20 protein-coding genes and 1 pseudogene are annotated in these 19824 nt (G+C 72.4%); 6 read left to right on the forward strand and 15 right to left on the reverse strand.

What is annotated here, in order from left to right:
* The first annotated feature begins 32 nt into the window (after window positions 1-32).
* The 4 genes from AC07D6_RS28790 (at window position 33) to AC07D6_RS28805 (ending at window position 6838) form a co-directional block, all read left to right on the forward strand.
* Window positions 33-1181 carry a hypothetical protein gene (locus AC07D6_RS28790; RefSeq protein WP_479049192.1) on the forward strand — a complete coding sequence of 383 codons (1149 nt, stop codon included), beginning with the start codon at window positions 33-35 and terminating at the stop codon, window positions 1179-1181.
* The gene (locus AC07D6_RS28795) at window positions 1178-3100 is read left to right on the forward strand and encodes a hypothetical protein (protein WP_479049194.1); all 1923 of its coding nucleotides are present in this window, start codon (window positions 1178-1180) and stop codon (window positions 3098-3100) included. The genes AC07D6_RS28790 and AC07D6_RS28795 overlap by 4 nt, the downstream gene beginning before the upstream one ends.
* A complete protein-coding gene (locus AC07D6_RS28800; RefSeq protein WP_479049196.1) occupies window positions 3097-5046 on the forward strand; it encodes a TOMM precursor leader peptide-binding protein in 1950 nt (649 codons plus the stop codon). Before AC07D6_RS28795 ends, AC07D6_RS28800 begins: the two co-directional genes overlap by 4 nt.
* Window positions 5047-5146: 100 nt before the next feature.
* Window positions 5147-6838 (forward strand): thiopeptide-type bacteriocin biosynthesis protein, encoded by a 1692-nt coding sequence (locus tag AC07D6_RS28805; RefSeq protein WP_479049197.1) that lies wholly within the window; start codon window positions 5147-5149, stop codon window positions 6836-6838.
* A 191-nt stretch (window positions 6839-7029) separates the two neighbouring features.
* On the opposite strand, the gene AC07D6_RS28810 is transcribed toward AC07D6_RS28805, so the two are convergent.
* Entirely contained in the window at window positions 7030-7701 is a 672-nt protein-coding gene (locus AC07D6_RS28810) for a class I SAM-dependent methyltransferase (protein ID WP_479049199.1), read from the reverse strand.
* Window positions 7702-8006: 305 nt separating this feature from the next.
* Here AC07D6_RS28810 and AC07D6_RS28815 point away from each other — a divergent pair.
* Together AC07D6_RS28815 and AC07D6_RS28820 are read left to right on the forward strand one after the other, a co-directional pair.
* Window positions 8007-8911: pseudogene (locus AC07D6_RS28815) on the forward strand (IS3 family transposase); the annotation flags it as partial.
* A 49-nt stretch (window positions 8912-8960) separates the two neighbouring features.
* A complete protein-coding gene (locus tag AC07D6_RS28820) occupies window positions 8961-10355 on the forward strand; it encodes an IS30 family transposase (protein ID WP_479049201.1) in 1395 nt (464 codons plus the stop codon).
* Between the two features lie 207 nt (window positions 10356-10562).
* Here AC07D6_RS28820 and AC07D6_RS28825 read toward each other — a convergent pair whose 3' ends face one another.
* From AC07D6_RS28825 to AC07D6_RS28890, 14 genes are all read right to left on the reverse strand, one after another.
* Window positions 10563-10994 (reverse strand): NUDIX domain-containing protein, encoded by a 432-nt coding sequence (locus tag AC07D6_RS28825; protein WP_479049204.1) that lies wholly within the window; start codon window positions 10992-10994, stop codon window positions 10563-10565.
* Between the two features lie 18 nt (window positions 10995-11012).
* Window positions 11013-11807 (reverse strand): STM4013/SEN3800 family hydrolase, encoded by a 795-nt coding sequence (locus AC07D6_RS28830; RefSeq protein WP_479049206.1) that lies wholly within the window; start codon window positions 11805-11807, stop codon window positions 11013-11015.
* Complete coding sequence (locus tag AC07D6_RS28835) at window positions 11804-12289, reverse strand: hypothetical protein (RefSeq protein WP_479049208.1); 486 nt, start codon at window positions 12287-12289, stop codon at window positions 11804-11806. Before AC07D6_RS28835 ends, AC07D6_RS28830 begins: the two co-directional genes overlap by 4 nt.
* Window positions 12290-12292: 3 nt before the next feature.
* Window positions 12293-12925 (reverse strand): dTMP kinase, encoded by a 633-nt coding sequence (locus tag AC07D6_RS28840; protein WP_479049210.1) that lies wholly within the window; start codon window positions 12923-12925, stop codon window positions 12293-12295.
* A complete protein-coding gene (locus AC07D6_RS28845) occupies window positions 12922-13947 on the reverse strand; it encodes a radical SAM protein (RefSeq protein ID WP_479049211.1) in 1026 nt (341 codons plus the stop codon). The genes AC07D6_RS28840 and AC07D6_RS28845 overlap by 4 nt, the downstream gene beginning before the upstream one ends.
* A gap of 328 nt (window positions 13948-14275) precedes the next feature.
* Complete coding sequence (locus tag AC07D6_RS28850; protein WP_479049288.1) at window positions 14276-15097, reverse strand: SAM-dependent methyltransferase; 822 nt, start codon at window positions 15095-15097, stop codon at window positions 14276-14278.
* A 5-nt stretch (window positions 15098-15102) separates the two neighbouring features.
* Window positions 15103-15366, reverse strand: coding sequence for a hypothetical protein (locus AC07D6_RS28855; protein WP_479049213.1), 264 nt, complete (start codon window positions 15364-15366; stop codon window positions 15103-15105).
* Complete coding sequence (locus AC07D6_RS28860) at window positions 15348-15950, reverse strand: hypothetical protein (protein ID WP_479049215.1); 603 nt, start codon at window positions 15948-15950, stop codon at window positions 15348-15350. The genes AC07D6_RS28855 and AC07D6_RS28860 overlap by 19 nt, the downstream gene beginning before the upstream one ends.
* A gap of 51 nt (window positions 15951-16001) precedes the next feature.
* A protein-coding gene (locus AC07D6_RS28865) for an IS5 family transposase (RefSeq protein ID WP_479049290.1) occupies window positions 16002-16861 on the reverse strand; the annotation gives its coding sequence in 2 pieces (ribosomal slippage) (window positions 16002-16495 and window positions 16495-16861; 861 coding nt in all).
* A gap of 44 nt (window positions 16862-16905) precedes the next feature.
* Complete coding sequence (locus AC07D6_RS28870; protein WP_479049217.1) at window positions 16906-17349, reverse strand: hypothetical protein; 444 nt, start codon at window positions 17347-17349, stop codon at window positions 16906-16908.
* Between the two features lie 339 nt (window positions 17350-17688).
* The gene (locus tag AC07D6_RS28875; protein WP_479049218.1) at window positions 17689-18297 is read right to left on the reverse strand and encodes a hypothetical protein; all 609 of its coding nucleotides are present in this window, start codon (window positions 18295-18297) and stop codon (window positions 17689-17691) included.
* A gap of 288 nt (window positions 18298-18585) precedes the next feature.
* Entirely contained in the window at window positions 18586-18846 is a 261-nt protein-coding gene (locus tag AC07D6_RS28880; RefSeq protein WP_479049220.1) for a hypothetical protein, read from the reverse strand.
* Window positions 18843-19196 carry an HNH endonuclease gene (locus AC07D6_RS28885; RefSeq protein ID WP_479049222.1) on the reverse strand — a complete coding sequence of 118 codons (354 nt, stop codon included), beginning with the start codon at window positions 19194-19196 and terminating at the stop codon, window positions 18843-18845. Before AC07D6_RS28885 ends, AC07D6_RS28880 begins: the two co-directional genes overlap by 4 nt.
* Before the next feature lie 92 nt (window positions 19197-19288).
* Window positions 19289-19705 carry a hypothetical protein gene (locus AC07D6_RS28890; protein ID WP_479049224.1) on the reverse strand — a complete coding sequence of 139 codons (417 nt, stop codon included), beginning with the start codon at window positions 19703-19705 and terminating at the stop codon, window positions 19289-19291.
* Between the last annotated feature and the right edge of the window lie 119 nt (window positions 19706-19824).

Here is a 19824-nt window from a genome sequence, read left to right on the forward strand (position 1 = left end):
CCCGCCGCAACCGGAGAGCCGAGGAGAAGACCGTGCCCGCCGGACCGTCCCGGACGACCACCTCCCTCGACGTCGTCGCCTACTACCACCAGCCCGTCAAGGCGCCGCTGCTGCGCGAGGCGGTGCTCCCGCTCGCCGAAGCCCAGGTGGGTCGGGGCCTCGCCGCACACGTCGAACGGCACTGGCTGCACGGCCCCCACGTGCGGCTGCGCCTCGAAGGCCCCGCGCAGAGCGTCCGCCCGGCCGCGCGGGACGCCGCCCGCGTCCTGCGCGACTGGGTCCGCGACCACCCCTCCCACAGTGACCTCGGAGAGGACGAACTGCTCGCGCAGGCCGCGGAAGCGGGCCGCGTCGAACTCGTCGCCCCGCCCTACGGCCCGATCGTGGTGGACAACACCGTGCGCGTCGAACCGGTCGACCGCACCTCCCTGCACGGTCTGCTCGGCGCCGACGGTGTGGCCCTCCGGGACGACCTGCTGCGCAGCGGGCTGGGCGCGCTGCGCGCCGGCACCGCCTTCCTGGGCACGCACGGGAACAGCGCCCAGGCCCGCGTCCAGCTCGCCGTCGCGGCGCTCGCCGCCCACGCGGCGGCCCACCCCGGGGGACTCGCCGGCGGTCACTACTCGTACGTCTCCCACCTGGAGGACTTCCTGGTCCACGCCGACCCGGACGGGCGGCTGCGGGACGGGTTCGCCCGTCGCTGGGACAGCGCGGGCGAGGTGGTGACCGCGCTCGTCGGCCGGATCGCGGAGGGCGGCGCCCTGGCGTGGGAAAGGGCGTGGGCCGCGTGGTCGGCCGCGGCCTGGGACCTCGCGCAGAGCCGTCACGACGCGGGGGCGGACCTGCACGGCTCCCCGCTCGAGTACCGCGTGCGCGCGGCGGCGACGGGCGACGCCGCCGCGATGGAGCGCTGGAACCAGGACGTCCGCACCCGCTACAGCGAGTTCCACCGGCTCCTGCGCCGCTCGGACCCGCGCGGGACGATGTGGAGCCGCCCCGACTACCTCGTCTACCGGGCCTGCACCAACGCCCTGTACCGGCTCTTCGCGATCTGCGACGTCCGGCCGCTGGAGCGCTACCTCGCCGCGTACCTGGTCATCCGTACGGTCCCGGGCCTGACGGGCTGCGACTGGCGGGAGCGGGTCGGGGCGGTCATCGACGCGGTGGAGGGTCGCTCATGACGGACGGGACGCCCGCCCCGGCCGCCTCCGGCACGGACGCGCACCGGGACGGCTCGCCCCTGCCGTGGCGGCTGCGCCCCGGGGTCGCCGTGACCCCCCTGCACAACGGCCTGCACCTGCGCGGGCGGCGGGGCAGCGTGACCCTGGAGGGCAGCGCCGCGCTGCCCCGGCTGTGGCAGCTTCTGGAAGAGCCGCTGCGCACCGGCCGCCTGACCGGTCCCCTGCGGCAGGCGGAGCCGGGCACCGCCCTGCGCGAGGCCGTGGACACGGTGGTCGGTCAACTCCTGGAACACGACCTGCTCGTGGCGGAGCCCGCCGGACCCGCGGCGGGCTGGCTCGCGGCGTCGGCGAAGCGGCCGCCCACGGCGGCGGCCGTCCTCGCGACGACGCGGGTGGAGGTCGTCTCGGGTGCTCCCGCCGGCCGGCCGCCGTACGACCGCCTCGGGGCGGCCGCGCCCCCACCCGCCCCGGACGACCTGGCCGGCGCCGCCGGGCGGGCGCTGCGCCGTGGCGGGGTGACGGTGGCGTACGCCGTCACCCCCGCCCTGCCCGACGGGCTGGTCCTCCTGCGCATCGCCGGCGGTGACGGCCCGCCGCGCGCGGTGGCCGCGGGCGTGCACGGCGGCCTGGGGTTCGTCACCGCCCCGGGCAGCCCGGAGCAGGCCGCGGCGGACGCACGCGCCCTGTCGGCCCGGCTGGCCGCCGGCACCGGCGCCTCGACGGCCCCCCACCCGCGGGGGGCCGCGGCCCCGCCGCGGTCCGCCACCGCCCCGGCGTCCGGGCCTCTCCCCGCCTCCTTCGTCCCGCTGCTCACCGCGGCGGCGGCCCAGCGGCTCCTGTGCGCGGCGGGCGGACTGCCCGACCCCGCCGACGAAGGTGACGACCACCGGCTGCTGCCCGGGCTGCCCGCCGTGCTGGTGGCCGGCGCGCGACCGCCGCGCGCCGAGTACCGCAACTGGCTCGGGCCCGACCGGATCGATCCGGACCGCCGTACCCCCCTGGAGCCCGCCGGCAGCCTGGCGGAGGCGCTCGAACGGGCGGTCGCGCTCGGCGCGGAGCACATCGGCACGGGCCCCGCGCCCCTCCCCGGAGCGCTGCGGCAACTGCCCGTACCGCTGGCTTCCTGCGACCTTCCGGGCGGCGCGGTACGGACGCCGCGCTCCGAGACGGTCGTCGCCGGGGCGCCGCGCCTGGACCTCGCCCGCCTGGAGGCGTTCTGCCGGGCGGCCGAGCTGGGCCTGGCGGGCGCGGACCCCACCGTCCGGTACGTGGTCGGGGCGAACCCCGACCACGCCTGGGGGCGGGTCCTTCGCCGGGCCGCCGGCCCGGGCGCACCCGGTCCGGTGAGCGGTCCGCTGCCGGAGGCCGTCTGGCTCGGCCATCCGCAGGCCCGCCACTGGTGGGCGACGCTGACGGAACGCCTGGGCGTCCGGGCCCGCATGGAGGTGATCCGCCTGGACCGGGACCGGGAGGCGTACCGGGCCGTGGTGCTCGCGGACACCGGTCGGCCGGATCCGGGGCCGGTGCCGGATCCGGCCGCGGAACCGGGGTCAGGGCTCGGCTGGGCCGTCGAGGCCACTCCGGGCGACGCGGCGGCTTTCGCCGCGCTCACCGCCACCGCCGCCGTCAGCGCCGCCCGCCAGGGTGCCGCCGTCACGGACCCGTGCGCGCCGGGCGGCTCGGCGGCCCCTTCGGCGGTGGCCGGGGCCCGGCCCGCGCCCTGGGAGGACAACCGCTGGACCACCGGCTGGCTGACCGAGGTCGCCGCCCGCGAAGCGGCCCTGCGCGGCACCCTGCGCACGCTGACCGGCCTGCACGACCGGGAGGCCCTCCCCGCGGCCCCCGAAGCGCGGGAGTTCGCCGCGCTGCTGCGCGCGTTCGGCTTCACCGTGCTCGCGGTGGGAGGGGACCAGCGATGACACCGAACCCGCACGAGACCCTGGAGCCGCACGAGGCGCCGGACCCGTACGAGGCGCTGGGCCCGCTGCCCGTGCCGGTCCTCGACCCGGACACCGCGCTGGCCACCACCGCGGGACGGGTCGTCGTCCTGCTGACCCGGTGGACACGGGGACTCGCCGAGGAGCTGAGCCGCCACGCGCTCGCCCATCCGGTGACCATGGTTCCCGTACGCCTCGACGGGGCGCTGTCCGTGGTCGGACCGGTGCTCGGGCCGGCGGCCGCCGCGTGCCTGTGCTGCTCGGAACACCAGCGTCTGGCCACGGCGGGTGGCCGGGTGCCCTGGCAGAGCCCGGCGCTGACGCTCGGCGGGGTGCCGGCGCCCGCCCTGGGCGAGGCGGTCGGGGCCCTCGCCCTCGACCTGCTGGAGGAGGCGCCGCCGACGACACCGGCCGCTCCCGCCGCGACGGCGACCGTCCACGTCGTGCACAACGGGCGCGCCACCTGGTCCACCCACCGGGTCCGCCCGATCGGCGGCTGCGCGGTCTGCCGCCCCCTGCCGGAGGACTCGGCCGACTCGGTCGGCCCCCTCCCGGCCGGCCCGCGGACGGTGGCCGACCCGGCGGTGCTGCGCGGCGCCAACGACCGCACCGGCGCCGAGGACCTGCGCGCGGCGCTGCACGACGAGCGCTTCGGACCGGTGCGCCGGCTGTTCCGCTCCGAGGTCTCGGCGTTCTGCCTGACGACGGCGTTCGTGACCGACGGACGTCCGCTCGACGACGGCGGATACGGCCGCGCCGGCGACTTCGCCGGCAGCGAGCGGGTGGCCCTCTTCGAGAGCGTCGAGCGGTACGTGGGCATGCGCCCCACCGGCCGTCGCACCGTCCTGCGCGCGCCCTTCGCCGCGCTGGGACCCGACAGGGCGGTCGACCCGCGGCGGCTGGGGCTGCCCGACCCCGCCTTCCACGGCCACCCGGCGTCACGGACGGTGCCGTACGACCCCGCGCTGGAACTGGACTGGGTGCACGGCTGGTCGCTCACGCGGGGCCGGCCCGTCGCCGTACCGGAGCACGTCGCGTACTGGGACGTACCGGGCGGCGGCACGCGCGTGGTCTACGAGTCGTCCAACGGTTGCGGGCTCGGCAACAGCCTGGAGGAGGCGACGCTCTACGGCCTGTTCGAGGTCGCCGAGCGGGACGCCTTCCTGATGGCGTGGTACGGGGCCACGCCCCTTCCTCGGGTCGAGCCGCCGGCCGACGACCCCGACACCGCGCTGCTCACCGACCGCGCGGCGCTCCTCGGCTACCGGCTCCTCCTCCTCGATGCCACCAACGACTTCGGGATCCCGGCGGTCGTGGCCGTCTGCCGCTACGAAGGCACCCATCCGCGGGCGCCGCGGATGTTCCTGGCCGCCGGCGCGCACCACGACCCCCGCACGGCCATCCGGTCGGCGGTCGCCGAAGTCGTCACCAACGTCCTGGAGTCCCCGCACCGTGCCACCGCCGACGGGCGGCCCCGCGACCCCGAACGACTGCGGCCCATGCTGGACCGGCCGGACCTCGTCGTCACCCTCGACGACCACGTGGGGGTGAACACCCTTCCCGAGGCGGGGCCGCGCCTGGACTTCCTGTTCCGCGACACGCCCGCCCGGCCGGTCGCCGCCGTCTGGCCCGGCGCGCCGGAGCCGGTCACCGATCTGAGCGCCCTGCTCGCGTCAGCCGTCGCCCGGCTGGCGGACGCGGACCTCGAGGTCATCGCCGTCGACCAGACCGAGCCGGGACTGCGCGACCGCCTGGGCCTGTACGGGGCGAAGGTCATCGTGCCCGGCTCCCTGCCGATGACCTTCGGGCACGTCAACCACCGCACGCGGGGGCTGCCCCGGCTCCTGCACGTCCCCCACCGGCTCGGCCGCGCCTCCCGGCCCCTGCGCCACCGCGACCTGGCGCTCCACCCGCATCCCTTCCCCTGACCGCCCACCCGCCCCGGCACCGCGCCCGGCCCACCGGCCGCTCCCCGGCCGGCCCCCCGCACATCCTCCCGTCCACCTTCCCACCGAACGAGGGCCGCACGTGACGACCGACACCTGGCACAGCCACCACCTGTTCCTGCACTCCGGCACCGAGGACACCGACGCCTTCCTGACCGGGTGGCTGGCCCCCCACCTGGACGGGCTGGTCGCCTCCGGCCAGGCCGCGCAGTGGTTCTTCATCCGGTACGGCGAGGACGGACCGCATCTGCGCGTACGGGTGCGGGGGCTGGGCCCCGGCGCCGCCGCCGAACTGCCGGGAGCCCTGGCGCGGGCCGCCAAGGAGCAGCCCGCGGTGGCGGACGGCCCCTGGCCCTCCCACCACGGGGAGATCCGCGCCGTGGAGTACGTACCGGAGACCGGCCGGTACGGCGGCCCGCGGGCCCTGCCCACGGCCGAGGAGGTGTTCGTCGTCTCCTCCCGCCTGGCAGTCGAGGCGCTGCGAACGCTCCGGGGCGGGCCCGGCGGCGCCGCGCGCCTCACGATCGCGGCCGACCTCGCCCACGCCACGGCGTACGCCCTGGGCATGGACCGGCTCGCGGCGACGAGGTGGCTGCGGCGCCACGCGTCCGGCTGGCGGTGGGTCACCGAGGTGGCGCTGCTCCCCGGCGCGGCGGTGCACTCCCGCGTCCACACCGTGTACGCGGCCCAGCGCACGGCGCTGCGGCGGCGGGCGCGCAGTCTGGGGGAGGCGCTGCGGGACGGCAGTGGAGAACCGTGGCTGTTGGAGTGGGTCCAGTGCGTGCGGGAGGCCGACGAACGGCTGCGGACCGAGCTCGGGGCGGGGGCGGCCGACACCGTGCTGCCGTGGGTGTGGGCGTCGCAGCTGCACATGCTGTTCAACCGCCTCGGCGTCACCCCCGACGAGGAACGCGCGGTGTGCCTGCTCGCCGCCCGGACGCTGCTGGACACCGACGACCCGCAGTCGTTCTTCCCCGAGGGGCACCACTCGGTGGACCTCCAGTACCTGGAACGCAGCAAGTTCCGGATCGGACGCAACGAGGACTCCTCGCTGCGCCCCCTGCCGCCGTCGGCGCTCCCCCTGGGCGCGGCGGGCGCCTCCGGCCCGCCGGAGGTGCCCCTTCCGGCCGGCCCGCTGCCCGAGGTGTCGCTGCGCGCCGCGCTGATCGGCCGGACCTCCCTGCGCGGCGCGCTCCGGGGGCCGCTGGACGCCGAAGGGCTCGGCACGCTGCTGTGGAACGCGCTGGCGCACAGCAGCACTTCGGAGCAGCGCCTCGCCGACGGCACCACGCGCACGCTGGACCACCGCCCCTACCCGAGTGCGGGGGCCCTCTACACGGCCCGGGTGCGGCTGCTCGCCCTCGACGTGGCGGGCCTCCCGGCGGCCACGTACGACTGCGTGCCCGAACGCCGGACCCTGCGGCCCGTGGGCCCGGTACCGCCCGTCGCGGACGTCACTCCGCTGTCGACGTACTTCTCCCGCCCGCCGCAGGACCCCGACCGGATCGGCGTCGAGGAGGCACCGGTCCTGCTGGGGGTCTACGTCGACCTGGGGCTGCTGCGCCGCCGGTACGGACTGCGTGCCCTGCGGCTGGCCCTGCTGGAGGCCGGCCACCTGACCCAGACCCTCCTGCTGACCGCCACCGCCCTGGGCCTGGCGGGCACCCCGCTCGGCGGCTTCCACGACGACCTGGCGCAGGAGCTGTTCGGGCTGGACGACCTGGACCACCCCCTCCAGTACCTCCTGCCGCTCGGCCGTCGCACGGCGGGCTGACGCCCCGGCCTCGGGCCGCAGGTTCCGGACCCGCCCCCGCCCGGCCACCGGCCCGGGGGACGCGGTCCGGCCCGGCAGCGGGGACCGCCGGACCCGCGCCGGTGGGCGGCCGGGCCCCTGACCTGCGGCAGCGGCGGCTCTTGCGCCGCCCACCGCCCGCCCGCCGGGCCCCCGCGCGCCACGATCCGGGTTCATCCCGCCGTCGGGATCCGCTTCCGGCCCACGCCCCGGTGCCGTCGCAGCCGCCATACATGGTCCTCGCGGAAGCCGTCGACGCCTTCGGGGGAGACACCCGGCCTGCGGACCGTCTCCCGGGTCTCGACGGCCCACTCCTCCTCGGGCAGCGAGAGTTCGTCCAGAACGCCGTCCAAGGTGGGGAACACGGCGTCGAAAGGCGGCTCCGTCACCCAGGAGGGCCAGCCCGCGTGCATGACGATCAGCAGGGTGCCCTCGTCCGCGACGGCGTCGGCGGCGCTGCGCAGGATGCCCTGCCGATCGAGCTCCACCGGGGACTGCAGGTACTGGGCGCTCACCAGGTCGAAGGAGCCCTCGGGGAACGACCGGCCCAGTTCATGGTGTTCCCACGAGGTGCGCTCGCCGACCCCGGCCTCGGCGGCGTGCCGGGCGGCGCGCGCCAGCGCGGTGGCCGAGATGTCCACCCCGGTGACCCGCCAGCCCGCCGAGGCCAGCCAGACCGCGTCGCCGCCCTCCCCGCACCCCAGGTCCAGGGCGGTGCCGGGCGCCAGGCCGGTCACCTCCCTGACGAGCAGTTCGTTCGGGCGGCCGCTCCAGACCCGGTCGCTGTCGCGGTAGCGGGCCTCCCAGAACTCGGCGGGCTGATCGGGCGCGGGCGTGTCGGTCATGGCGTGCCTCCGGTGCTGTGCGTGGTCGTCTGCTCGGTCGGGCGCCCTCCGGCGCGGCGCCCATGAGGGGAGGCTGCACCATGCCGCCACCGGACGGGAAACACCCGTGCCGATACGGCAACCGTCCGCCGCGGCATCGTGCGGCGGCCGCGTGACCGGAGCGCACGATCCGGCCGAGGCGCCCTCGGTCTCCTGTGGTCACTCGGGGCTCCCAAGGACTCATCTCGATGGGTGAAGGTGGGCCTTGCCCCTTGATCCTGGACACACGAGACACTGGATCCTGAGGATCTGAGGACGGACATCTCGTGGTCGTGAAGCACTATCCGCCGGAGTTCAAGGCGGACGCGGTCGCGCTTTACCAGTCGCGGCCCGAGGCGACGATCAGGCAGATCGCCGCCGATCTGGGGATCAATCCCGAGACCCTGCGGAACTGGGTCCGGGCGGCCGGGGCGAGTCGGCCTCGGAGGCGCCGGGCGGAAGTGCCGGCCGAGCCACCGACGCCGTTGGAGGCGGAGAACGCCGCTCTACGGAAGAAGGTCCGGGAGCTGGAGGAAGAGCGCGAGGTCCTGCGGAAGGCGGCGAAGTATGTCGCCGGGGAGACGCGCTGGTGAACCGCTTCCAGTGCGTCGCCGACCACCAGCGCCGTTACGGCGTGAAGCGGCTGTGCACCATCCTGGGCATCGCCCGCTCGAGCTTCTGCTACTGGCGCCGCACTGCTGCGGGCCGGGCCGCACGGCAGGCGGCCGACGCCGCTCTCGCTGCACGGATGCGGGCCGTGCACCGCGAGTCGGACGGCACCTACGGTGTCCCGAGGATCACCGCCGAGTTCCGCGAGGCGGGCGAGCGGGTCAATCACAAGCGGGTCGCCCGCGTGATGCGCCAGGCCGGCCTGGCGGGTCTGCGCTTGCGTCGCAGGCACCGCACCACGGTGGCGGACCCGGCCGCGGTGAAGGCCCCGGACCTGATCGGCCGCGTCTTCACCGCGAGTGGACCGAACACGAAGTACGTCGGTGACATCACCTGTCTCCCGTTGGATGGAGGGAAGTTCCTCTACCTGGCCACCGTCATCGACCTCGCCTCGCGCCGCCTCGTCGGCTGGGCGGTCGCGGATCACATGCGAACCGATCTCGTCCTCGATGCCCTGGCAGCCGCCGAACGGACCCGCGGCAGCCTCACCGGGGCGGTCATGCACACCGACCACGGCACCCAGGGCGGATTCAATCGGTCGTCGCAACACCTCATGATCAGCGAGGTGTGGCATGGTTCGTCGTCAGCAGGCAGCCGACCGGGCGATACGGTCAAAATTGAGGTATCCGGGGCATCCGAAGTTTCAGCGTCATATCGAAGCAGCGTCCTGGGATGAAATCGCCAAAGGTCTCCTCGCGGAGGAGGCGGCTGTGGTTATCGGCGTGGCGCCGGCGGTGGCCACGCGCTGGTTTCGGCAGTGTGGCGGCATGCGACCGTTCGATCCGGAGCCGAATCCGGGCAGGTACCTGTCGTTCTCTGAGCGGGAGGAGATCGCGCTCTTCAGCGCCCAGGGCATGGGCGTTCGTGAAATCGCCCGGCAAGTCGGCCGTGATCCGGGGACGATTTCCCGCGAGTTGCGGCGCAACGCGGCTACCAGGGGCGGGAAGCTTGATTACCGGGCCTCGGTCGCGCAATGGAAGTCGGACATGGCCTCCCGCCGCCCGAAGACTTCGAAGCCGGTGGTCAATCCGCGGTTGCACGCATACGTCCAGGAGCGGCTGTCCGGGGGGATCAGCACGCCTGGCGGCAGGGCGGTCGCAGGACCTACGGCAGGCGCGTGGACGGGGCGGGACAAGCCGCACCGCAAGGACCGCGCATGGGTGCAGGCGTGGAGTCCGGAGCAGATCGCGAACCGGATCAAGGTTGATTTCCCGGTTGATGAGTCCATGCGCATCAGCCGCGAGGCGATCTACCAGGCTCTCTACGTTCAGGGCCGCGGGGCGCTGAAGCGAGAGCTGATCCTGTGTCTTCGCACGGGCCGCGCACCGCGTGCTCCGCGCGCTCGCTCGCGCCGTAAGACCTGGGCGCATGTGACGCCCGGAGCGCTGATCAGTGAACGGCCTGCCGAAGCCGAGGACCGTGCCGTTCCCGGCCACTGGGAAGGCGACCTGATCATCGGGCTGGAGCGGTCCGCGATCGGCACTGTCGTCGAGCGGTCGACTCGATTCACGATGCTGGTTCACCTGCCGCGCGAGGAAGGGTACCGGCACAAGCAACCGGTCAAGAACGGTCCTGCGCTGGCCGGTTATGGGGCGATCACGATGAAGACCGCCCTCGCCAATACGATGTCGACGCTGCCCGAACAGCTGGCACGGTCGCTGACCTGGGATCGGGGCAAGGAGATACCGGCCCATGCGCAATTCAGAGTCGAGACGGGCATTCCCGTGTTCTTCGCCGATCCGCACAGTCCGTGGCAGCGCGGCACGAACGAGAACACCAACGGGCTCTTGCGCCAGTACTTCCCGAAAGGCACCGACCTCTCGAGAAGGTCCGCCGAGGAAGTCGAGGCCGTCGCTCGCACTCCCAACAGCAGACCCCGCAAGACGCTCGGTTGGAAGACACCCGCCGAGGCGTTCAATGAGCAGCTGCAGTTGTTTCAACAAGCTGGTGTTGCAACGACCGGTTGAATCCGGTTTGGTTATCAACAGTCGCCGACGCAGCCCCTGCCTCAGACGGTTTGGCTGTGTACTCGCTGGTCACAGGCGCACTCTTCCATGATCGGAGTCACACCGTCCTTCGTACAGTTCCTTCGTCCCCTCCGGCCGCCGGGCTGCCCCCGTTTCCAGGGGCTCCTCATTCATCGCGAAGAGCGTTTTCCCTCATGTAGTCGGGGGTCACCGTTGCGCGAGCATGAGCGCGAGAGGGCCGGCTGGGAGGAGGAAGCGACCGGCCGCAGCAGCGTCGACGGCCTCGTCCAGGGGCCACCAGGACAGCTTGAAGTCGACTTCGCTGGGGGTGAGCTGCTGAGGGCCGAGGACGAGGTCGGTGGCCTCGAAGAGGTGGATGCGCGCCGTGGAGTTCAGGGTGATGGCGTAGGGGCCCAGGGAGCGCCAGGAGGAGGCGGTGATGCCCGCCTCCTCCTTCAGCTCGCGCTCGGCGCACTCCTGCGGGGTCTCGCCTGCTTCCTGTCGGCCGCCCGGCAGGAAGAGGTATTCGCCGCCGTGGCGGGGGAAGTCAGCGCTCAGCAGGGCGACGAGGCCCTGGTCGTCGCGGGCGACGATGATCGAGGCGTCCGGCCCGGCACTGCTGGGTGTAGAGGTGCTCATGGTGCGCGAGCGTAGTCGTCATCCGCGGACCATGGTCGTGAACGGGATGTTCATGACGGCTGGATGGGCGATGCCCCGGCCGTGGAAGCCGTCGTCGCCGTAGGCGTCACCGTGGTCGGCGCACATGATGATCAGCCATCGGCCGCGGCTGGCCAGACTGGTGATCAGGTGCGCCAGGTGTGCGTCGGCGTAGGCGAGCGCGGCCTGCTGGGAGGCCCGGGTGTCGGTGCTGTCGCCCAGGTAGTGGCCGTGGGGGACGTGCGTGGCCGACACGTTGACGAACAGGAACAGCGGCCGGGAGGAGTAGCGGTCGGCGACGGCGAGCGCGCGGTCGACCTGGTGGCGGGTGGAGTCCGAGTCGGGAGAGCAGAACCTCGGCTCCCAGTGGTCCTCGTCGAACATGCTCGGCAGGACCGACCCGAGGGGTGTCTCGCGGGAGAAGTAGGTCACCCCTCCGATGCAGACGCTCCGGTAGCCGTGCTGGGCCAGGCCCTGAAGGAGGGTGGCGGCCTCGAAGACGAACGTGCCGGGGTCGGGCGTCTTGAAGGCCGGCGGGCGGCACTCCCACAGGCGCGGCGGTTGCTGCGGCTGGGGCAGTTTGGGCAGGAAGCCGGAGAAGAACGCCACGTGGGCCGGCAGCGTGAAGGACCCGGGCGTCTGGCGGCGCTCCCACCCGCCCTCGGGCAGCAGGTCGGCGAGGTGCGGGGTGTGGCCGCTGTCGAGGGCGTCGCGCGCCACGTCGTAGCGCAGCGAGTCCAGCGTGACGAAGAGGATGTTGCTACCGGTCCGGATGATGTCGGCGGCGTCGATCATGCCCTTCCTCCCTCTCGGATGATGCTGCCCTTCGCCTGGGTGTTGACGGGGATGGGCACGCGGTCCTCGGCGATACGCCGGCGAACCTCTGCGAGGCCGGACTCATCGGTCAAGGGGACGGCGTTGCGGTCATACAGGGTGATGCGGATCAGGCAGGTCGTGGGGTCGCCTTCGGCGGAGAGGTAGGCGCCGGGGGTCTGGTCGGTTGCCAGCAGGTGCTGGAGCGCTTCCTCGGGCTGGTGGCCGACGTCGCGGACCAGGCAGGCGTAGTGCTCGGCGTTGGTGGCCCCCTGGCAGAAGGACGCGGCGAAGCGGGCGGCGATGGGGTGGTCGTTGTGGGCCACGGCCAGGGTGCGGGTCTTCTGGGTGACGACGTGGCAGGCGCCCAGCCACCATCCGACGCTTGTGTGCAGGTCGTCGGGGAACCGGCCGACGGCGCCGCCGTCGCGGATCACTGCGGCGGTGTCGATGGGGTTCAGCATCCCTCACCTCTCCTTGATGTGGTGGCGGATGGCGTGGGCGAGGTCGTCCGGGCTGCGGTTGTCGGTGTCGAGGATGACCGCGCTGGGGTCCGCGGCGGCGACGCGGTCGAAGTTCGCCACCAGCCTGGCGAGCCGGTCCGGCATGGCCAGCAGGTCGGTGTCGTCCTGCTTCAGGTCCGTCTTCGTGCCCAGGCGCACGCGCAGTGTGGCTTCCGAGCACCGCAGGTAGAACGTGACGTCGGGTGCCACCAGGTAGTGGCGGAAGGGGTCCAGCAGCTCCCGTACCGCTTCGACCGGAACTCCGTGTACGGCGGCGTGGCAGGCGATGACCGAGGAGACGTAGCGGTCGGCGGCGACCGGCCCGATGGCCCGGCATTCGCGGATCCGGTCGGAGGCGTGCAGCGCGCCGGAGAGGTAGAACGCGAACTGCGGGAGCGGGCGCAGTCCGTTGTTCACCGTCTTGGACCAGGTGTCGTGGGGCCGGGGCAGGGTGTGGAGGGAGGAGGCGCCGAGCTGGTTGGTCAGGGCGCGGGCGAGGGTCGACTTGCCGATGCCAGAGACGCCCTCCAGGACGATGAAGGGGTGGCGGGGGCCGTCGTGGTACAAGGGCTGGTACGGGCCGGGTGTCGTGGTCACAGCGTCCCCTGGGTGAAGGCGTCGATGTGGTGGGCGACGGCGTGGGCGAGGGCCGTGGGGTCGTCCAGCAGGTCGTTGATCTTGATGCGGAGGTCGTCGCGGAGAAGGCAGGGCTGCACGCCGCCGGCGTGGTCGACGCGCAGGGCCCAAAACCCCTCCACGCAGGAGGAACGCCGGGGGCAGGTACCGCACTGACCGACGTGGTAGCGGCCGAGGTCCCGGTGGATCACGTCAATCTCGACACCGTCGACCCGGAAGACCCGACGGCCCTGCCCAACCCCGGCGACCTCGGTGTGCTCGTCGGCGGTCAGGGTGCGCAGGTGGCTGATGATGCCGTCTGCGGAGAGCGCGGATCCGGTCATGCCGTTGTTGAAGTCGGTGTCCACCAGCTCGATGAACTGCACAGGCAGCCGGTGTTCCAGCGCGTAGTCCAGGATGCGGCGGACCTCGTGGGCGTTCTCCGTCAGCAGCAGGCAGTTCAGCTCCACCTGGAGCCCCATCTCCCTGGCGGCGTCGACGCCGTCCAGCACCGCGGCGATGCCGACCTTCGTCTGCGCGATCTCGTACAGGGAGGCGTCGGAGAAGTAGTGCAGCGAGACCTTCACCTTGTCCAGGCGCGTGTGCTCCAGCCAGCTCCGGTTCGCCCGGACGCGTGTGCCGTTGGTGATCAGCGTGTACGAGCCGTCGGGCCCGGCGTCCGGCAGTTCGGACAGCACGGGCTTGGCCAGGGGCGAGATGAGCGGTTCACCGCCGGTGAAGTACACGCGCCTCAACCCGGTATCCAGCATCGCGCTGATCATGGTGAGCATTCCGTGCGCGTCGAGCTCCCGCCGTCGAGGCTGCCGGCTTCGGTCGAGGCGCAGGAGAGGTGGAGGCACGTCGCTCTCGTTGTGGCAGAAGCGGCAGCCGATGTTGCACTGCGGGGTGAGCGACACGCGTAACTGGCCCCGCAAGGCCGCGAAGCTCGCGAGGGCGGTCAAGTCGACCGGCGCCTGCGAGGGCGGGTTGAGGAAGGTGGACACGTCGGACCTCCGTCAGGAAGGTGCTGGATGGACGCGTGGGGGAGTCGAGCGGTGTTGGAAGCCGCCCCCCGCCCGAGCCTTTACCGGGACCTTAGCCCTGAGCGTTGGGCGGGGGGCGGGGTCTTGGTCAGTCCGCCGGGGCGGGACTGTGGGTGGTGGTGGTCTGGCAGCGGGGGCAGGTCCAGCCAGAGCCGGTGGGCTCCATGGGGGCGCAGCCGAATGGGCACTGCGGCATGGTGATTCTCCTTACGGTCGGTGGGGCGGTAGCCGCGCAGCACGAGCGCGCGGACGTCGTCCTTGAGTAGAGGGTTCAGGTGGTGGTCTGTCGTCACACGGCCTTGTTGGTGATCACGACGGCGTAGGCGTGTGAGTGCTTCCCGAGGAGGGACTGAACTCCGTCGGGGGCCGGCCATTGGCCGGTCGGGACGATGCCCGGTGGCAGGAGTTCCCACCCGTCGAGCAGGGTGGTGATCTCTTCGAGGGAACGCGGCTGGTAGTGGATGCCGGCGGCGGTGTAGTGGTCGACGAGCTCCTTCATCGCCTCGGGCGCCGAGTCGACGGTGGCGTGGGTGAGGGAGAGGGCGCTGCCCGGCGGTAGCCACGTGCGCAGCGCGGCCATCACCCGGTGAGCCGCGGCGTCGTCCACCCACGGCAGGAGGTCGTGGAGGAGGACGGCGATGGGCGCACCGCGGTCCAGACCCGCGATGTCGGGGTGGTCGAGCAGCGTGTCGATCTCGCGGATGTCACCCAGGACGGCCGCGGTCGTCTCGTGCTCGTCCAGCCACGTGCGGGTGTGCGCGTACACCACCGGGTCGTTGTCGACGTACACGACGCGGGGCCCCTCGCGCACGGCGTGCGCGGCCGTGTACACGGACTCTTCCGGCTCGTAGCACCGCCGGGTCCGTTGGGGCGGCATTCCGCAGCCCAGGTCGATGAACTGGGCGATGCCGAGGTCACGCGCGAGGCGGCGGACGACACGACGACGGTGCCGGACGTTGACCGTCAGCATGTGCGTGAGCCACGGTGCCGAGCGCAGTAGCCTCCAGGCCAGCTCTCGGTCGTTCTGCTGGTTCTCCACGCCGCCCCGGAGGTAGTCATCGATCCGAGCGATGGCTGGACGATTCCAGTACGACTCCGGAATCGAAGTCATCTGCGTCACGACGCCTTCCCCTTCCCCCGGTGGTGATCGTCGGCTGGTGTCGACGCGACGGCCAGGGTCAGGGCCAGGACGATCAGCAGGACCGTGATGAGCGTGGCGCTGGGCAGGAAGGGCAGGGCGAGGTCGGCGGCGATGTGCCCGACGAGGATGGCGGCCAGGTGGCCGGTGCGCCGGTACACCGCGACGCTGACGACGGCGACCAGCACGTACCCGACGGCCGGCCAGCCGACGTACCCGTGTCCTACGACCCGGAGCAGCACGCTGAGCGCGTACATCTCCCAGGCCGGCCGGCCCGCCGTGGCGAGGAGGCACCCCACCGCGGCCACCATGACGACGTCCTCGACTGCCCGCTGTAGAGCACGTTCGCGATCTTCAGCCAGTGGGTGTACCAGCCGAGCAACTCGCCCTGAGACTGTTGGGCCGCGCCCTGAGCCGGGTCCATGGCGCGCAGGTCGCTGACGATCATGCTGGTGACGACGACGGCGAGGGCTACAGCAGCTCCTGCCCAGTCGCCCCGCGCGCGGCCGGTCCGGCGCGTGCCGGTCCACAGCCGCGCCGGGTTCACCCCGTGTCGGTCCGCGACCGCGACCGCCACGAGGGTGAGCAGCACCGCGACCGTGATGTTGCGCAGCACCCACCCGAGGGTGCCGAACTCGCCCGCGTCGAGCGCGCACGCCGTACCGGCGAGCAGCACGGTCGGCACGCGGACGGCGAGGGGCTTCCCGCGCGCCAGCATGCACAGCCACAGGGCCGCGGCCAGGACGCTCGCTCGGCGCGTGTAGTACCCGACCTGTACGGCCAGGTCGACGCCGAGCGGCAGGTCGTAGAGGCGGAGCGCGGTCATGGTGCTGATGGCGAGGGCGGGTCCGATCGCGAGGAAGGCTAGGGTCCGTCTTCAAAGTGATCTTGCCCAGAGCAAGAGCGACGCCAGACTGACCGTTGCCTCGTAGGAGGTGGCGGTCTTGTCGTATCTGGTGGCAATGCCCCGGAAGCCCTTGAGGCGGTTGAAGCACCGTTCGACGGCGTTGCGACGGCGGTAGGTCTCGTGGTCGAAGCCTGGCGGTCGGCCGCCTCGCCGGCCGCGGTTGCGGCGGTGCTTGCGCTGGTCGTCCTTCTCGGGAATCGTGTGCGCGATTCCGCGTTGCCGCAGGTAACCGCGGAATCCACGGGAGCTGTATGCCTTGTCCGCGATCACATGGTCGGGGCGGCAGCGTGGCCGGCCAAGGCATGTGCGAGGAACGCGAATCCGCTCCAGCAGGGTCCGTGCACAGACGCTGTCGTGACGCTGGCCCGGCGTGATGAGTACGGCAAGAGGCCGCCCCTTGCCGTCGCTGGCAAGGTGGACCTTGGTGGTCAGTCCGCCTCGGGATCGGCCGAGGGCGTGATCGTCCGGTTCGTCCTGCCGGTGGATCCCCCTTTTCGGCCGGTGGCGGCGGCGTGCTGGTGGGCGCGGACGATGGTGGAGTCGATCTGGACCAGCCAGTCGATGTCCCCGGCGGCGTCCGCCCGGGCCTGGATCTGCTGCAGGGCCCGGGTGAACACGCCGTCGATCGCGTAGCGGCGGAAGCGGGTGTAGACCGTCTGCCAAGTCCCGTAGCGTTCGGGCAGGTCACGCCACGAGATCCCGGTACGGATCTTGTAGACTATCCCGTTGATGACCTGGCGGTCTGGCACGCGAGGCCGTCCCGTCGCGGCCCGCGGTATCAGCGGAGCGAGCAACTCCCACTCCTGGTCGGTGAGTTCGTGGCGGCGTATCACCCCGCCATGATCCACCACCCGATGATCTTTGAAGACGGACTCTAGTTTTCTTCGTCGGGCGCGTAGAGGGCGATGAACGCGTGAGCCTCCGGGTCGTCCTCGATCTCCGCCCGGCCGAGACCCACGTCGCTGTAGATGTCCCGTAGTTCCTTCGCCCCGAGGCGCTGCAACTGGGCAAGGGTCCACGGCCCGTCCCCTTCGTCGGTCTCGGGGGCAGCTTGGCGGATGGCGGCGAGCCCGCCGTTCTGCTGGGACGGGGGCATTTCCCGTTCCTCTGTTTCGTCGTGCCAGGCGTACATCCACTCGTGCCGAACAGTCATCGTCTGCGCCCACGGGAACTCCCGCGCGCCCAGAGCTTCCATCGCCGCCACGAGCGCCTTCACGGCAGCCATCCGGCGGGTGTTGCGGATGTTCACACGGAGCCCCTTCGGCACCGTGAACTCGAACGTCAGCCGCAGGACGCGCGGCACCTCATTGTCCGGCACAAGATTCCCTCTCGATGAGAAAGCCAACTGTCATGACAGTAAGCCAATCTCGGCGAGATTGTGAAGAGTTGGGAGAGCTGGCTGATGGCGGAGTTAGTTCAGGGGGCGCTCGCGGCAGGCCGCTCAGGCTCGGTGAGGCCAGGCCACCGCATGTCGACGGTGCCTGAGCGCAGCGAAGGCACCGTAACTACTTGATGTTTTTACTAAAGGCGCCTGACCTACCGGGACCCGGACCACCGGAAGCCGGGTTCACCGGCGCCGGATTTTCAGGCCCCGGTCACCGGCGACTGAAAACCTGGCCCCGGTGCTGCTCGGGGCCGGGTCGAGGACTCGGCGGGGTCAGTGGCCGCGGCGCTTGGCTGCCGTGTTCTTCACGTCACGCACGTACTTCGAGGTGACGTTGCCCAGCTTGGCGATGCGGTCCGTGGACCAGTCGTACGGGGGCTCGGTGAGCACGAGGGCGGCGTCCTGCAAGAACGGCATCGCGGCCTTCCTGCGGGCGGTGGCGACCGACACCGTGGCGGCCAGGGACGGCAGCCGGTCCGCGGCCTCGTCGAAGTCCCAGCGGGGTACGCCGGCCTTCTTCGCGGCTTCGATCCGCTCCTCGGCGCTCATGCGGGCCTGGAGGTCACCACCGGGGTTGATCTGCGCCCGCTTGTCACCGCGCAGGGCGATGCGACGCATCTCGGAGTAGGCGTTGGGGAGGATGCCCAGGACCTTGTCCAGGCCGCGGACGCCGTCGTAGAACCACAAGGACAGGGCGGCTGCGTTGCGGTCCTCGACGTGCGCGGCGATCTCCAGGTCAGCCTGCTGCACGATCTCGCAGGCCCTCTTGAACCGGTCGGCGGGCCCGGCGATCTTGCCCAGCTCGGTCGCGACCTTCTGCGCGGCCTCGGCGCGCAGCTCCTTGTGCCTGGGGATCTCGAGCGTGTGGTGCACAGCGGGCATGACTGGCCTCCGTGATCGGGCACCGTGCGGGTGCCGGCGAAGGCTGGGGCAACCCCATTCCTGACGAACGCCGAGATATTACAGCGGAAGGTGATCGCTGTCACAGCGAATGCCGCCTGCCCCTCCTGAGCAGGGCAAACCCGAACCGACCGAACAAGAACAGCGGACCTTCGACATCACCCGACGTACCTGGATCGCGCGAGTTCGGGGTGTCGGTGAGCGCGATCCGACCGACCGCCATGCGCGGGACGGTCCCGCGGCGCAGCACACCGAGCCCGGCCAGCCGCCTCATCGCCGCCCCAGCCAGCCGCGCCCCAGCCGGAGCGCCCGGGACTTCTGGCGCCGGGCCCTGTACTCGGCGCGGGAGCACACGGGGAACACCGTCCAGGTGCGGCGGCCGATCGTGACCACGGGCCCGCAGATGCCGTACGGCCGCTCGTTGCGGCTGTAGGTGTAGCCGACCGCGACCCAGATGCCGGGCTTGGCCGTGGTCCAGGAGCCGGCCGTCCACCGGCCGAAGTCGACGAACCCCGCAGCGCTCCGCTTCACCGGGCCGCTCCCACGACCAGGACGCGGGCGCCCTCCGGGGTGAGCCGGTACACCCGCCCGTCGGCGTAGCGGACCGTGGCCTCGTCGGGGAGCTGCGGGCGCCTGACCTTCCACCCGGCCTCGTACGACGCCTTGGGGTTGTCCTCGAACCAGCCGTTGCACAGCTCGCACGCCAGCAGCAGGTTGTGAGCCTGGTTGACGAAGGACTCGCGGGCGCCGCCCATGCCCCGATTGACCCGGTGGTGGACCGTCAGCCGGTGCAGGGAGCCGCAGCGGACGCAGCGCCCGCCGTCCCGCTGGTAGACAAGATCACGAACTGCGTCCGTGGGGCCGGTACGTCGTCGGGCCACGACTGGACCTCCGTCCTGCCCGGCCGCCGGACCGCAAGGTGCGGCCCGAGGGGAAGCGGCCGGGCGACGGAAGGGTGGAGGACACCTCTGTCTTACGTCGCGGCCTCCGTGGAACCCCGGCCGGACGACTCGCACGCCGCGCACCGCCCAGCGGCGTGGTCGAGGAACGCACGATCACCAGCGGGCATCGCGTAGCTCACCGCGCGGCTGTGGCGCGGCACGCACAGCTCGATCCCGCGGACGGCAGGCCGCATGGCCGGGCAGTACGCCCGGTAGGTCAGCCCCTGGCCAGCGACGACCGCCCGTAGGACCCGCTTCCACAGGCCATGCGGCCGTCCCGCGACGGGCCCGTAGAAGGCAGCGTGGCTCATCAGGACGAACAGGACGTTGAAGCGGACAGGCACGCCGGTGACGAGGATGTCCCAGGACCAGCTCGTGATGCCCTCACACGTCACGATCTGCGAAGAGATGGCAACACCGGGCAGCTTTCGGTAGTTGAAGCGATACATGGCGGCGGACCGCAGGGCAGCCTCCCGCTACTGTCGCCGCGCCTCGGAGCCCTGCTCGTCGAAGGCCCGGCGGAGCGCGTCCAGGACCTCCACGGCGTCCGGGATCGTGGCGCCCCAGA

Source organism: Streptomyces sp. NPDC045287, assembly GCF_056432325.1.